Here is a 12,720-nt window from a genome sequence, read left to right as displayed (position 1 = left end):
ACTCGCCCCGGCGGCCGCCGCACCGGGCCCGCATCAGCTGGAAGCGCTGCTGCTGGCGGCCCGGTGCGCCCGCATGTGCGGCCGGGTCGAGGAGGCCAGGACTCTGCTCGCCACCGCCGCGACCCTGCCTCGGCGCCGCGGGGACGGTCCGGTCCAACTGGAGCTGGCCATCCTGGAATTGCAGGATCACCAGGACGCCGAAGGCCACGCCCGGCTCAACGCCCTGTTCGAGTCCGCCGAGATCGCGGACCCGGCGGTGCGGGCCGCCGCGACGGCGCTGCGTTGCCTCGGGTTCGTCGCCGACGGTCAGATCCGGACCGCCGCCGAGCTCTACCCCGACTGTCACCATGCCTTCGACGAGCTCACCGACGCCGGCTTCCGCGAGGTCGTCCACGCGGTTCCCGCCCTGGGCTGGTGCGCCTACTTCCTCGACCACGACCGCGACGGCCTCGCCCACCTCGACCGTGCCATCCGCGTCAGCCACCGTTTCGGCCGCAGCTACGCCCTGGCCGAACTCCAGACCGTCCGCGCCTACTCGCTGGCCAAACTCGGCCGCCTCGACGCCGCGATCGCCGCCGCCGACGACGCGACCGATGCCGCCACCACCTTCCACCACCCCGACCTGCTCTCCTTCGCCGGCGCCGTCAAGCTCCGCACCCTGCTGCTCACCGCCCCCACCGACGCGGTCACCACCCAGTGGCACACGGTCGCGGCCCTCCCACGTCCTGCCATGCGCTGGTGGCGCCAGGTAGTCGAGACCACCCTCGTCGAAACCGCCCGCCCCCTCGGCCTTCCGACACCTGACCTCCAGGTGCCCGGTGCCCCGGCCCGTCGAGTCTCAGCGCCCGGTCCGCCGGTCCCGGGTGCTCCAGCCGCCGGTCCGCCGGTCCCGGATGCGCCGGAGCCCGACGGCCCGGTGGTCCCTGACGCTTCGACCCCGACCGCCCTGGCCCCCGACACCCGCCCCGGCCCCCTGCATCCGACGCACCTGGCCCGGGCGGCCCATGCCGCGATCGCCGACGGCGACCTGACCACAGCCGCCGACCTGGTCGCCCGGGCGACCGCAGCGGTCGGCTACCGAACCTCGGCCTCCGCCACCGGCGAAACCGTTGCGGGCGATGCCGTTTCCACCGCGCCGGAGCTACCGCCCGAACCCCGCGACACGGAGTCGACGAGGACGCCCACCGACGCCGGCATTCGCTCCGGCAGCCGGCACTCGTCATCGCGAGGCGCGCACCACACCGACGAGAGCCCGGGTAGCACGGCTCAGGTGCTGCACTGCGAGGGCCCGGATCACCTGGTCGCCGCGTCGCACCCCGTCGCCGCGTCGCACTCGGTCGCCGCGTCGCACCCGACCGACGAGGGTCTCGGTAGCCAGGTGGGCGCGGCCGCGCTCGCCGGTGCCGACTACGCCGTCGCCGTCGGTGATCTCGACACCGCGGCAACATCGGCCGAGCGGGCGATCGCCGCGTTCACCCGCGCCGGAATGGTGGTCAACCGCGCACAGGCCGAACTGCTCGCGGGTATCGTCGCGGGCCGCCGCGGCGACTTCGGCCAGGCGACCAGCCGCTTCGCCTCGGCACGCGCGATATTCGCCGCCGCGGGCGCCCAGCGACTGCTGGCCGAGACCACCACGGCCCAGCGCAGCCTGGCCGGATCCCGCTCGCCCAGCCCCACCTCCCTCACCAGGCGCGAGCGGGAAGTCGCCGAACTGGCGGCCCACGGCCACACGAACAAGGACATCGCCGCCCATCTCTATCTGAGCCCCCGCACCGTCGAGGACCATCTCGGCCGCGTCCTGCGCAAGCTCGGCCTCACCAGCCGCGCGGGCATCGCCCGCAAGCTCGACGAACTGGGGTAGCGCGCTCCGCGCCGAGGCCGAACGATGTCACCGCGCCGAGGTTGACCGACGTCACCGCCCACGGGCGACCCACCCCGCCCGGACGGCACTACGCTCGAAGTCATGACTTCCGCACCCACCACCGTGACCGTCCGCCGGGTGACCACCACCCGCGCCGGTGGCTTCTCCGCCGCTCCGTACGACTCGTTCAACCTGGGCGATCACGTCGGCGACGATCCGGAAGCCGTGCGCCGCAACCGGGTTCGGCTGGCCGAGGGCATCGGGCTCACCCCGGACCGGCTGGTGTGGATGGAGCAGGTGCACGGACGCAACGTCGAGATCGTCGACGGACCCCGCGCCGAACCGGTTCCGGTGACCGACGCGCTGGTCACCACCGTGCCGAACCTGGCCCTGGTGGTGCTCACCGCCGACTGCGTGCCGATCCTGCTCTCCGACGACGAGGCCGGTGTCATCGCCGCGGTGCACGCGGGCCGCATCGGCGCCCGGATCGGGATCGTGCCGCGGGTGCTCGAGGCGATGGTGTCGGCGGGCGCGCGGGTCGAACGGATCGGTGCCTTCCTCGGCCCCGCCGCCTCCGGCCGCCAGTACGAGGTCCCGGCCGCGATGCGGGCCGACGTCGAGGCCCACCTGCCCGGCAGCGCCACCACCACGGTCCGCAAAACCCCTGGTCTGGACCTGCGCGCGGGCATCAGCAGGCAGCTCACCGAGGCCGGCGTCGGCGGGATCGCCCTCGACCCGCGCTGCACCATCGAGGACAAGACCCTGTTCAGCCACCGCCGCGGCGCGCCGACCGGCCGCATCGCCGGCGTGATCTGGATGGACCCCACCGCATGAGCGCAGCGCGCGAGACCACCCAGGAGACCGCCCGCGCCCAGGAACTCTCGGCCCGGCTCGACGGTCTGCTGGCCCGCATCGACGCCGCCGTGGCCGCCGCGGGCCGACCGGCCGGTTCGGTCCGGCTGCTGCCGGTGACGAAGTTCTTCCCCGCCGCCGATGTCGACATCCTCTACCGTCTCGGCAGGCGCGAGTTCGGCGAGTCGCGCGAGCAGGAGGCCTCGGCCAAGGTCGCCGAGCTCGGTTACGACGACGTCGAATGGCACATGATCGGCCGTTTACAACGGAACAAGGCGCGCGCGGTGGCGCGCTGGGCGCACACCGTGCACTCGGTCGACAGCGAACGCCTGGCAACCGCGCTGGACCGGGCCGCGCGCGACGCCATGGCAGCCGGCGAGCGTACCGCGCCCCTGCGTGTCCTGCTCCAGGTGAGCCTGGACGACGACCCCGGGCGCGGGGGTGTCGCACCGGCCGATCTGCCCGCCCTGGCCGATCTCGTGGCGAAGGCTCCCGGCCTGCATCTGGCCGGTCTGATGGCGATTCCGCCCCTTGACGCCGCCAGTGATGCGTCCTTTGCGAATCTTGCGACTTTGCACACTTCGCTGCTGACTCGACACGCCGACGCCACCGAACTTTCTGCAGGTATGTCGGGTGATTTGGAATCTGCGGTCGAACACGGTTCGACGTGTGTGCGTGTCGGTACCGCCTTGATGGGCGCGCGACCGATAACCTCGGCGTAGCAAAGAAACCTCATCAGTCACATTCGACACATACGATTGGGCCGACGAGGCGCTGAGCAAGAACTTCAACACCCGGCCGCCACCGGGGCCGAAGGAAGGTCGACCAGATGAGCACGCTGCACAAGTTCAAGGCGTACTTCGGCATGGTTCCGCTCGACGAGTACGAAGACGATTACGTCGACGATCACGCCCCTCGCGGCGCCGACGAGCGCGCCGGTCGCCCTCGCCCGCGCAGCTACGACCGCTACGCCGAAGACCGATACGGCGCCGACCGTTTCGAGGACGAGGCCGACGACTACCCGCAGCCGGCCTACAAGTCGGCCTACCAGGCGCGTCGTGACGATTACGTCGCCGACACCTACGCCGACGATCGTTACGAGACGCCACGTCGCCCGACCAGGATCGAGACCGCGCCGTCGTCTGGTCGCTCGTTCCGGGCCGGCGGTGTCGCACCCGGCATGCGCGGCTCCACCCGTGGAGCGCTCGCGGTCGATCCCGACGCCGAGGAGCGCAGGCTGGAGGAGCGCATGCGCCCCGAGCCTGCCGCCGCGCGGCGGCCTGGGATCTTCGAGGACGGAGGTCCCTTGTCCAAGATCACCACGCTGCGTCCCCGGGACTACAGCGAGGCCAGGATCATCGGTGAGCGTTTCCGCGAGGGCAACCCGGTCATCATGGACCTGGTGGACCTGAGCAATGCCGATGCGAAACGGCTGGTCGATTTCGCGGCCGGGCTCGCTTTCGCGCTGCGCGGTTCGTTCGACAAGGTGGCGACGAAGGTGTTCCTGCTCTCACCCGCCGATGTCGACGTATCAGCGGAAGAGCGCCGCCGGATCGCCGAAAACGGCTTCTACAACCAGAAATAGACACCACATCCGCAACACCGTGATGGCCGCCCGCGCACTGCGCGGCGCGGCCATTTTGCACGCCGCCGATTTTGCGGCAGAGTGAAGACGTGGCCCTGTTCGCGGTTCTGTACCTGGTGCTTTTCATCTTCTGGCTGTTGCTGATCAGCCGGGTGATCGTCGAGTTCATTCGCAGTTTCGCGCGCGATTGGCGCCCGACCGGTGTGGTGGTGATCATCCTCGAAGTCATCTTCACGGTGACCGACCCGCCGGTGAAACTCCTGAGGCGGTTGATACCTCCTGTGAATCTCGGGGGTATTCGGCTCGATCTGTCGATAATGGTCCTGCTCTTCGTGGTGTTCATCCTGATGTCCATCGTGGGTAGGCTCGGGCAGCCCGTGACCTCCGTGTGACATACTGAATCGAGAAGACCGCTTGCTAGTTCTCCAAAAGACGCGTGAAGGGATCCTTCGATGCCGCTGACTCCCGCCGATGTGCATAACGTCGCGTTCAGCAAACCGCCGATCGGTAAGCGCGGCTACAACGAGGACGAGGTAGATGCCTTCCTGGATCTCGTCGAGCAGGAGCTGTCGCGCCTGATCGAGGAGAACGCCGACCTGCGTCAGCGGGTCGCCGAGCTCGACACCGAGCTGGCCGACGCCAAGAAGAACCGCGCGTCCGCGCCGGTCAGCGCCGTGAAGGCGCCTGTCCAACAGGCCCCGCCGCCGGCGCCGGAACCGATCGCGCCGCCGGTGCCACCCGCACCGCCCGCGCCGATGCCGGTCGCCGCCCCCGTGCGTGACAACTCCGGTCCGGACGCGAACATGCAGGCCGCGAAGGTCCTCACCCTGGCGCAGGAGATGGCCGACCGCCTCACCACCGACGCCAAGACCGAGGCCGAGGGACTGCTCTCGAACGCGCGGGCAAACTCCGAGCGACTGGTCGGCGACGCCCGTACCCGCTCCGAGGCGATGATCGCCGACGCGCGCCAGAAGTCCGACGCGATGCTGGCCGACGCGCAGAACCGCTCCGACACCCAGATCCGTCAGGCCAAGGACAAGGCCGAGGCCCTGACCGCCGATGCCGAGCGTCAGCACGCCGAGATCATGGCCACCATCACCCAGCAGCGCACGGTGCTGGAGAGCCGCATCGAGCAGCTGAAGACCTTCGAGCGCGAGTACCGCGTGCGACTGAAGTCGTACCTGGAGTCGCAGCTGGAGGAGCTGGAGAACCGCGGCTCGGCCGTCCCGGTCGACGGCGGCGAGTTCGCCGGCGAAACCAACGGTTCGGCCAACAGTCTGGCTCCCGCCTCCTTCGCCAAGGGCGGCAAGTAAACTGGACCCGGGTCACACGGCGCGCCGTGTGACCCGGGAAACGCCCAGCTTTCGTCGGGCTGCTCGGGTTCTTGGGAGTCAGCATGCTCGTCNCTGGACCCGGGTCACACGGCGCGCCGTGTGACCCGGGAAACGCCCAGCTTTCGTCGGGCTGCTCGGGTTCTTGGGAGTCAGCATGCTCGTCTTGACGCTCGTCCTCGCGGCTATCGGTTTCGGTTTGCTCGTCGCGGCGCTCGCCACCGGTTCGGTGCTGTGGGCCTGGGGGTGCATCCTGATCTGTATCGTCGGTGCCGCCACTCTGCTGGTGAGTGCGCTGGCCACCCGAAAACCCGAGAACGACCCGGTCCCACCTGGCCGACACGCCCGGCGGGACTGACGGCGCGAAATATCCGTTGGACGGTCCCGGTTAGAATCGAACAACACACGGCACTGATCCGGCCATCACCGGGGAGCCTTCGGAAGAACGGCGCTCGCGCTCAGTAGAACCGAACGGGTGAGCCCGTCACAGCTCACACAACGAGAGGCTCGCGCCGCTCCCTCGGGACGGCACGGGCAAGCGGGGTGGTACCGCGGTACGGCGCACCGGCGCCGACATCGTCCCCGTGCCCAGGATTCGCGCCGACGGCGCGGCGGCACGAGGAGCAGATCCGCGATGGCGGACGAGACAACCACCGGTGCGTACCCCCGGGTCGACTTCGGCGCCGGTTCCGGCGCGTCGTTCCCGGAACTCGAACAGCAGGTACTCGACTATTGGGCGCGCGACGACACCTTCCGCGCCAGCCTGGCCAACCGCGACGGGGCGGCCGAGTTCGTCTTCTACGACGGCCCGCCCTTCGCCAACGGCCTGCCGCACTACGGCCACCTGCTCACCGGCTATGTCAAGGACCTGATCCCGCGCTTCCAGACCATGCGCGGCAAGAAGGTCGACCGCCGCTTCGGCTGGGACACCCACGGCCTGCCCGCCGAGATCGAAGCCGAGAAGCAGCTCGGCATCACCGACAAGTCCCAGATCGACGAGATGGGGCTGGCCGAGTTCAACGCCGCCTGTAAGTCCTCGGTGCTGCGCTACACCGGCGAGTGGCGCGACTACGTGACCCGCCAGGCGCGCTGGGTCGACTTCGACAACGACTACAAGACCCTCGATCTCGACTTCATGGAGTCGGTGATGTGGGCGTTCAAGTCGCTCTACGACAAGGGCTTGATCTACCAGGGCTTCCGCGTGCTGCCCTACAGCTGGTACGAGCAGACGCCGCTGTCGAACCAGGAGACCCGTCTCGACGACGCGTACAAGATGCGGCAGGACCCCGCGGTCACCGTCGACATGCAGCTCGTCGTCCCGGCCGAGCATCCCTTCGCGGCCCTCGACGGCGCCAACGCGCTGATCTGGACCACCACACCGTGGACGCTGCCGTCCAACCTGGCGATCGCGGTGCACCCCGACGTGCGCTACGTGCACGTGCGCGGCGCCGACGGCAAGCGCTATGTGCTTGCCGCCGAACGGGTCTCGCACTACGCCCGCGAGCTCGGTGACGAGCCGGAGGTGCTCGGCGAGTACGACGGCGCCGCGCTGGCCGGGCTGTCCTACCGACCGCCGTTCGACTTCTTCCTCGGCCACCCGAACGCGCACCGCGTGCTCGAGGCCGACTACGTCACCACCGACTCCGGTACCGGCGTCGTCCACCTCGCGCCGGCCTTCGGTGAGGAGGACATGGACGTCGCCTCGGCGAACGGGATCGAGATCGTCCAGCCGCTGGACCCGGCCGGCAAGTTCACCTCGATGGTGCCGCCGTACGAGGGCCTGATGGTCTTCGACGCCAACCCGGTGATCATCAAGGATCTCAAGGCCGCCGGAAAGCTGTTGCGGCACGAGACGATCGAGCACTCCTACCCGCACAGCTGGCGGTCCGGCCAGCCGCTGATCTATATGGCCGTGCCGTCCTGGTTCGTCGCGGTCACCAAGTTCCGCGACCGGATGGTCGAGCTGAACCAGCAGATCAGCTGGGTGCCCGAGCACATCCGCGACGGCCAGTTCGGCAAGTGGCTCGAGGGCGCGCGCGACTGGAACATCAGCCGTAACCGCTACTGGGGCAGCCCGATCCCGGTGTGGGTCTCCGACGACCCGGCCTACCCGCGCCTGGACGTCTACGGCTCGCTCGACGAGCTCGCCGCCGACTTCGGCGTGCGCCCGACCGACCTGCACCGGCCCTACATCGACGAACTGACCCGGCCGAATCCCGATGATCCGACCGGCAAGTCGACCATGCGCCGGGTGACGGAGGTGCTCGACTGCTGGTTCGAGTCGGGCTCGATGCCGTTCGCGCAGGTGCACTACCCGTTCGAGAACAAGGACTGGTTCGACAGCCACTTCCCGGGCGACTTCATCGTCGAGTACAACGGGCAGACCCGCGGCTGGTTCTACACACTGCACGTGCTCTCGACCGCGCTGTTCGACTCGCCGTCGTTCAAAACTGTTGCCGCGCACGGCATCGTGCTGGGCGACGACGGGCTGAAGATGTCGAAGTCGAAGGGCAACTACCCCGACGTCAACGAGGTCTTCGACCGCGACGGCTCCGACGCGATGCGCTGGTTCTTGATGAGCTCGCCGATCCTGCGGGGCGGCAACCTCATCGTCACCGAGCGCGGCATCCGCGAAGGCGTCAGCCACGCGTTGCGCCCGCTGTGGAACGCGTGGACCTTCCTGCAGCTCTACGCCTCGAAGCCCGGGGTGTGGCGCACGGATTCGCCGCACGTGCTCGACCGCTACATCCTGGCCAAGCTCGCGGTCACCCGGGACGTGATCACCGAGGCGCTCGAGACCTACGACATCGCCGGTGCCACCGACGAATTGCGCTCGTTCGCCGACGCGCTCACCAATTGGTATGTGCGCCGGTCGCGTTCGCGGTTCTGGTCCGAGGACCGCGACGCGGTGGACACGCTGCACACGGTGCTCGAGGTGGTCACCCGCCTGGCCGCGCCGCTGCTGCCGCTGATCAGCGAGGTGATCTGGCGTGGGCTCACCGGCGAGCGCTCGGTGCACCTGGCCGACTGGCCGACCGAGACCGAGCTGCCGCACGATCCCGAGCTCGTGGCCGCGATGGACGAGGTCCGGGTGGTCTGCTCCACCGTGCTGAGCCTGCGCAAGGCGCAGAACCTGCGGGTGCGGCTGCCACTGGCCGAGGTCACCATCGCCGCGGCCGACGCGGAGCGGCTCACGCCGTTCACCGAGTTGATCGCCGACGAGGTCAACGTCAAGAAGGTCGACCTGACCACCGACGTCGACGCGCACGGCCGCTTCGAGCTGGTCGTCAACGCGCGCGCCGCCGGGCCGCGGCTGGGCAAAGAGGTCCAGACGGTGATCAAGGCGGTCAAGGCGGGGCAGTGGAGCGAATCCGCCGAGGGTGTCGTCACCGCCGCCGGGATCACCCTGCTGCCCGAGGAGTACACCCAGCGTCTGGTGGCCGCCGAACCCGAGTCCACCGCCGCCCTGCCCGGCAATGCCGGTCTGGTGGTGCTGAACTCGGTGGTCACCGAGGAGTTGGAGGCCGAGGGCTGGGCCCGCGACCTCATCCGCGACCTGCAGGAGACCCGCAAGGCGCAGGGTCTCGAGGTGTCGGACCGGATCACCCTCACCCTGGAGGTCCCGGCCGAGCGGCTGGCGTGGGCGCGGACCCACCGCGATCTGATCGCCGGTGAAGTCCTCGCCACCACGCTCGATTTCGGCGCGACCGATGCCGAGGCCGCCGAACTCACCGGTGGGGTGAAGGCTCGGGTGCGCAAGGCCTGACCGGCGACAACGGCGGGGCGGGACCGGCTTTCGGTCCCGCCCCGTTCGTGTCCGCGCACCCGGCCGATGATAACGATGCTGACAATTTGCTGAATGTGTGTGACAGTCCGTCGATCGTCGAGCACAATCGAGGTGTTACTGCTGATGCGCATGGAACCGCTGAGGCGGCAGTAGCTGTGTGTTACGTCTGATCTCGTCCGAACACGGGTAGCTCGCCGGGTTCGCCCGATTCCGGGACGCCCGGCCCGGCGAGTTTCTCGCCACGCTCCGACGTCCGTAGGAACAGCGGGGAGGCGGAACAGCAAATGCGGCGAAAAGTCTTGCGACGGTTGGCCTTCGGGTTCGTCGCCACCACCATCACCACCCTCGTCCTCGCCGGGCCAGCCTGGTCGCAGACCGGCAGCGCGTCGGGCTCGGGCGGCTCCTCGTCCGGCAGCTCCAGTGGCTCCGGCGCGATCCCGTTACCCAGCGCGACCGGCATCGGCGCGCTCACCGCCGCTGCCACCCAGATCGGCAAGCCCTACGAGTGGGGCGCCATGGGGCCGCACGCGTGGGACTGCTCGGCCCTGGTGCAGTGGGCCTTCCGGCAGGTCGGGGTCAACCTGCCGCGCACCACCTGGGAGCAGGCGAAGGTCGGCATGCCGGTGACCTTCCGCGGGCTCGCGCCCGGCGATGTCGTCATCCTCAACGGCGACGGCTCGCACGTCGGCATCTACGCGGGGATGGGCCAGATCCTCGACGCCCACGACTGGGGCGTTCCGGTGGGGCTGCATCCCCTGCGCGAATTCGACATCTTCACGATCCGGCGCTTCTGAGCCTCAGTCGACCAGCTGACGCAGCAGCGGCCCGTACTCCGGGTGGGCGAGCGCGGAGGCGAACTGGGCGACCAGGTAGTCGGCCGGATTGCCGGTGTCGTACCAGCGACCCTGGATGACCTGGCCGTACACCGCGTGGTTGGCGGCGTAGTTGTTGATCGCGTCGGTGAGGTACACCTCGCCGGTCTGGTGGGTATACCAGTTCTCGGTCTGGGTCTGCAGCTCCTCGATGATGCCCGGGGTCACCACGTACCCGCCGATGGCCGCGTACGCCGAGGGGGCGTCCTCGGGCTTGGGCTTCTCCATCAGGCCGGAGATGCGCAGCAGCCCGTCGTCGAGGTCCTCGCGGACCACCGGGACGCCGTAGCGCTGCGACTCGCCCGGCGCCATCGGCAGCAGCGCCAGCACCGGGCAGCCGGTGGACTCGTAGGCGGTGATGAGCTGCTGGGCGCGCGGCACCTCGGCGACGAACACGTCGTCGGGCCACAGCACCAGCATCGGCTCGTCACCGAGATTGCGGGCGGCGTTGAGGACCGGCGTGCCGTTGCCGTACGGACCGTGCTGGTCGAGGTAGGTGATGTGGCCTGCGCGCGAGAGCTCACCGACTTCCTCGACCGCGTCGGCGTAGGCGGACTTGCCGTCGGCGCGCAGCTGCGCGACCAGCGCCGGGGTGGGGCGGAAGTGGTCCTGGATCAGCGACTTGCCGCTGCTCACGACGATGGTGATGTCGGTGATCCCGGAGGAGACCAGTTCACGGACGGTGTGCTCGATGACCGGCTTGTCGCCGACCGGCAGCATCTCCTTCGGCGTCGCCTTGGTCAGCGGAAGCAGCCGGGAGCCGATTCCCGCAGCCGGAATGACAGCCTTGCGGATCTTCATCCACCGATCATCACATATCCGACTGGGTGATCGCTGTGCCACGGCTGTCAACCGGCGGGGGAAAATGTGTCGGCCGCGCCGCGTAGATTGCGGGCGTGAGCACCGACGCCAACACCGCAGGCGCCCCGGCCAGGGCGGATGCGGCGGTCACCGCCCGCCGCTGGGTGCTGCACATCGATATGGACGCGTTCTTCGCCTCGGTCGAACAACTCACCCGCCCGACTCTGCGCGGCAGGCCGGTGCTCGTCGGCGGCGCGGGTCAGCGCGGGGTGGTCGCCGGAGCCAGCTACGAGGCACGGGTCTACGGCGCGCGCTCGGCCATGCCGATGCATCAGGCCCGGCGGTTGATCGGAGTGTCGGCGGTGGTGGTGCCGCCGCGCGGCGCGGTGTACTCGGTGCTCAGCGCCGCGGTGTTCGACACGCTGCGCGGCCGGATCCCGGTGCTGGAGACGCTGTCGTTCGACGAGGCGTTCGCCGAACCCGCCGAGCTGGCGGGCGCGAGTGTGGCCGAGGTCGAGCAGTACTGCGCCATGCTGCGCGCGCTGGTCACCGCGCGGACCGGGCTCACCGCCTCGATCGGCGCGGGAACCGGCAAGCAACTGGCCAAGATCGGCTCCGGCCTGGCCAAACCCGACGGCATGCGGGTGATCTCGCCCGCCGAACAGGGCGGGCTGCTGGCCGGGCTGCCGGTGCGCAAACTGTGGGGGATCGGCCCGGTCGCCGAGGGCCGGCTGCGCAGTCTCGGCATCGAGACGGTCGGTGCGTTCGCGGCGCTGCCGGAATCGGAGGCCGCCTCGATCCTGGGCGGCAGCATCGGCACGGCGCTGCACCGGCTCGCGCGCGGCATCGACGACCGCCCGGTTACCGAACGCGCCGAGGCCAAACAGATCAGCGCCGAGAACACCTACGAGCGCGACATCGTCACGCTGCCCGAGCTGCGCGCGGCCATCACCGCCATGGCGGCGGCCGCGCACCGCAGACTCGACCGCGACGGCCGCGCCGCCCGCACCGTGGTGCTCAAACTCAAGAAGTCCGACATGAGCATCGTGACCAGGTCGTTCACCCTGCCCTATGCCACCGCCGACCTGACCACGCTGGCCGCGGCCGCGCAACGCTCGGCGATCGACCCGGCCGAACTCGGCCCGATCCGGCTCGTCGGCGTCGGCTACGGCGGGCTGTCGCTGGTCCGCCAGGAATCACTGTTCCCCGAACTGGATCAGGCCGTTCCCGAGGACTTCGGCGTCGACCAGGTCGAGTCGGCCGCACCGGCGGGCGAGCCCGTCGACAGCCCCGATCCGCTTGCGGGACAGTGGTTCCCCGGTATGGACGTGCGTCACCCCGACTTCGGCCACGGCTGGGTCCAGGGCGCGGGCTACGGCGTGGTGACGGTCCGATTCGAGACCAGCTCGACAGGTCCCGGCCCGGCGCGTACGTTTCCAGCCGACGATCAGGATCTGACGCGGGCAGATCCCCTCGACAGCCTCGCGTGAAGTAGCCTCGGCTACCGCGATGGAACCACTCCCACCTCGAACGCAAAGGACGAGCAGTTGAAGCTTCGTACGACCGGACGTGTCGCGATCGCCGGACTGGCCGTGGTCGCGGCCCTTGGCCTGAGCGCGTGCAGCGACGAC

General features: G+C 69.7%; 11 protein-coding genes. 10 read left to right on the top strand and 1 reads right to left on the bottom strand.

What is annotated here, in order from left to right; translation table 11 throughout:
• The 9 genes from V8688_RS28430 to V8688_RS28390 all read left to right on the top strand — a co-directional run.
• Positions 1-1,861, top strand: a 1,861-nt coding sequence (locus V8688_RS28430) for a helix-turn-helix transcriptional regulator (RefSeq protein WP_342802087.1), incomplete at its 5' end; no start/stop codon positions are given.
• Positions 1,862-1,963: 102 nt separating this feature from the next.
• A complete protein-coding gene (gene pgeF, locus V8688_RS28425; RefSeq protein ID WP_218721085.1) occupies positions 1,964-2,695 on the top strand; it encodes a peptidoglycan editing factor PgeF in 732 nt (243 codons plus the stop codon).
• A complete protein-coding gene (locus V8688_RS28420; protein ID WP_342802086.1) occupies positions 2,692-3,435 on the top strand; it encodes a YggS family pyridoxal phosphate-dependent enzyme in 744 nt (247 codons plus the stop codon). Before pgeF ends, V8688_RS28420 begins: the two co-directional genes overlap by 4 nt.
• 107 nt (positions 3,436-3,542) lie before the next feature.
• Positions 3,543-4,298, top strand: a complete 756-nt coding sequence (gene sepF, locus V8688_RS28415; protein WP_218721087.1) for a cell division protein SepF — start codon at positions 3,543-3,545, stop codon at positions 4,296-4,298.
• Between the two features lie 89 nt (positions 4,299-4,387).
• Positions 4,388-4,690, top strand: a complete 303-nt coding sequence (locus V8688_RS28410) for a YggT family protein (protein WP_019046242.1) — start codon at positions 4,388-4,390, stop codon at positions 4,688-4,690.
• 60 nt (positions 4,691-4,750) lie between these two features.
• On the top strand, positions 4,751-5,611 hold the full coding sequence (locus V8688_RS28405) for a DivIVA domain-containing protein (RefSeq protein WP_218721088.1): 861 nt from the start codon (positions 4,751-4,753) through the stop codon (positions 5,609-5,611).
• Positions 5,612-5,786: 175 nt separating this feature from the next.
• A complete protein-coding gene (locus tag V8688_RS28400) occupies positions 5,787-5,987 on the top strand; it encodes a hypothetical protein (protein WP_316573332.1) in 201 nt (66 codons plus the stop codon).
• A 276-nt stretch (positions 5,988-6,263) separates the two neighbouring features.
• A complete protein-coding gene (gene ileS, locus V8688_RS28395) occupies positions 6,264-9,395 on the top strand; it encodes an isoleucine--tRNA ligase (RefSeq protein ID WP_218721090.1) in 3,132 nt (1,043 codons plus the stop codon).
• A 305-nt stretch (positions 9,396-9,700) separates the two neighbouring features.
• Positions 9,701-10,210: an NlpC/P60 family protein gene (locus tag V8688_RS28390; protein WP_255588518.1), complete on the top strand. Its 510-nt coding sequence runs from the start codon at positions 9,701-9,703 to the stop codon at positions 10,208-10,210.
• Between the two features lie 3 nt (positions 10,211-10,213).
• On the opposite strand, the gene V8688_RS28385 is transcribed toward V8688_RS28390, so the two are convergent.
• Positions 10,214-11,089, bottom strand: coding sequence for a UTP--glucose-1-phosphate uridylyltransferase (locus V8688_RS28385; RefSeq protein WP_342802085.1), 876 nt, complete (start codon positions 11,087-11,089; stop codon positions 10,214-10,216).
• Positions 11,090-11,184: 95 nt separating this feature from the next.
• Here V8688_RS28385 and V8688_RS28380 point away from each other — a divergent pair, with 95 nt between their 5' ends.
• On the top strand, positions 11,185-12,579 hold the full coding sequence (locus V8688_RS28380) for a DNA polymerase IV (protein WP_342802084.1): 1,395 nt from the start codon (positions 11,185-11,187) through the stop codon (positions 12,577-12,579).
• The last annotated feature ends 141 nt before the right edge of the window (positions 12,580-12,720 follow it).

Source organism: Nocardia sp. No.11 (assembly GCF_038752175.1).
Lineage (GTDB): Bacteria > Actinomycetota > Actinomycetes > Mycobacteriales > Mycobacteriaceae > Nocardia > Nocardia canadensis.
The sequence above is the reverse complement of the archived record's forward strand: the minus strand, read 5'-3'. Positions and strand labels throughout refer to the sequence as shown.

Excerpts from the sequence above, each read along its gene's own strand:
- pgeF (WP_218721085.1), top strand. The coding sequence starts at position 1,964 with ATGACTTCCGCACCCACCACCGTGACCGTCCGCCGGGTGACCACCACC.
- V8688_RS28420 (WP_342802086.1), top strand. The coding sequence starts at position 2,692 with ATGAGCGCAGCGCGCGAGACCACCCAGGAGACCGCCCGCGCCCAGGAA.
- sepF (WP_218721087.1), top strand. The coding sequence starts at position 3,543 with ATGAGCACGCTGCACAAGTTCAAGGCGTACTTCGGCATGGTTCCGCTC.
- V8688_RS28405 (WP_218721088.1), top strand. The coding sequence starts at position 4,751 with ATGCCGCTGACTCCCGCCGATGTGCATAACGTCGCGTTCAGCAAACCG.
- V8688_RS28400 (WP_316573332.1), top strand. The coding sequence starts at position 5,787 with ATGCTCGTCTTGACGCTCGTCCTCGCGGCTATCGGTTTCGGTTTGCTC.
- ileS (WP_218721090.1), top strand. The coding sequence starts at position 6,264 with ATGGCGGACGAGACAACCACCGGTGCGTACCCCCGGGTCGACTTCGGC.
- V8688_RS28390 (WP_255588518.1), top strand. The coding sequence starts at position 9,701 with ATGCGGCGAAAAGTCTTGCGACGGTTGGCCTTCGGGTTCGTCGCCACC.
- V8688_RS28385 (WP_342802085.1), bottom strand. The coding sequence starts at position 11,089 with ATGAAGATCCGCAAGGCTGTCATTCCGGCTGCGGGAATCGGCTCCCGG.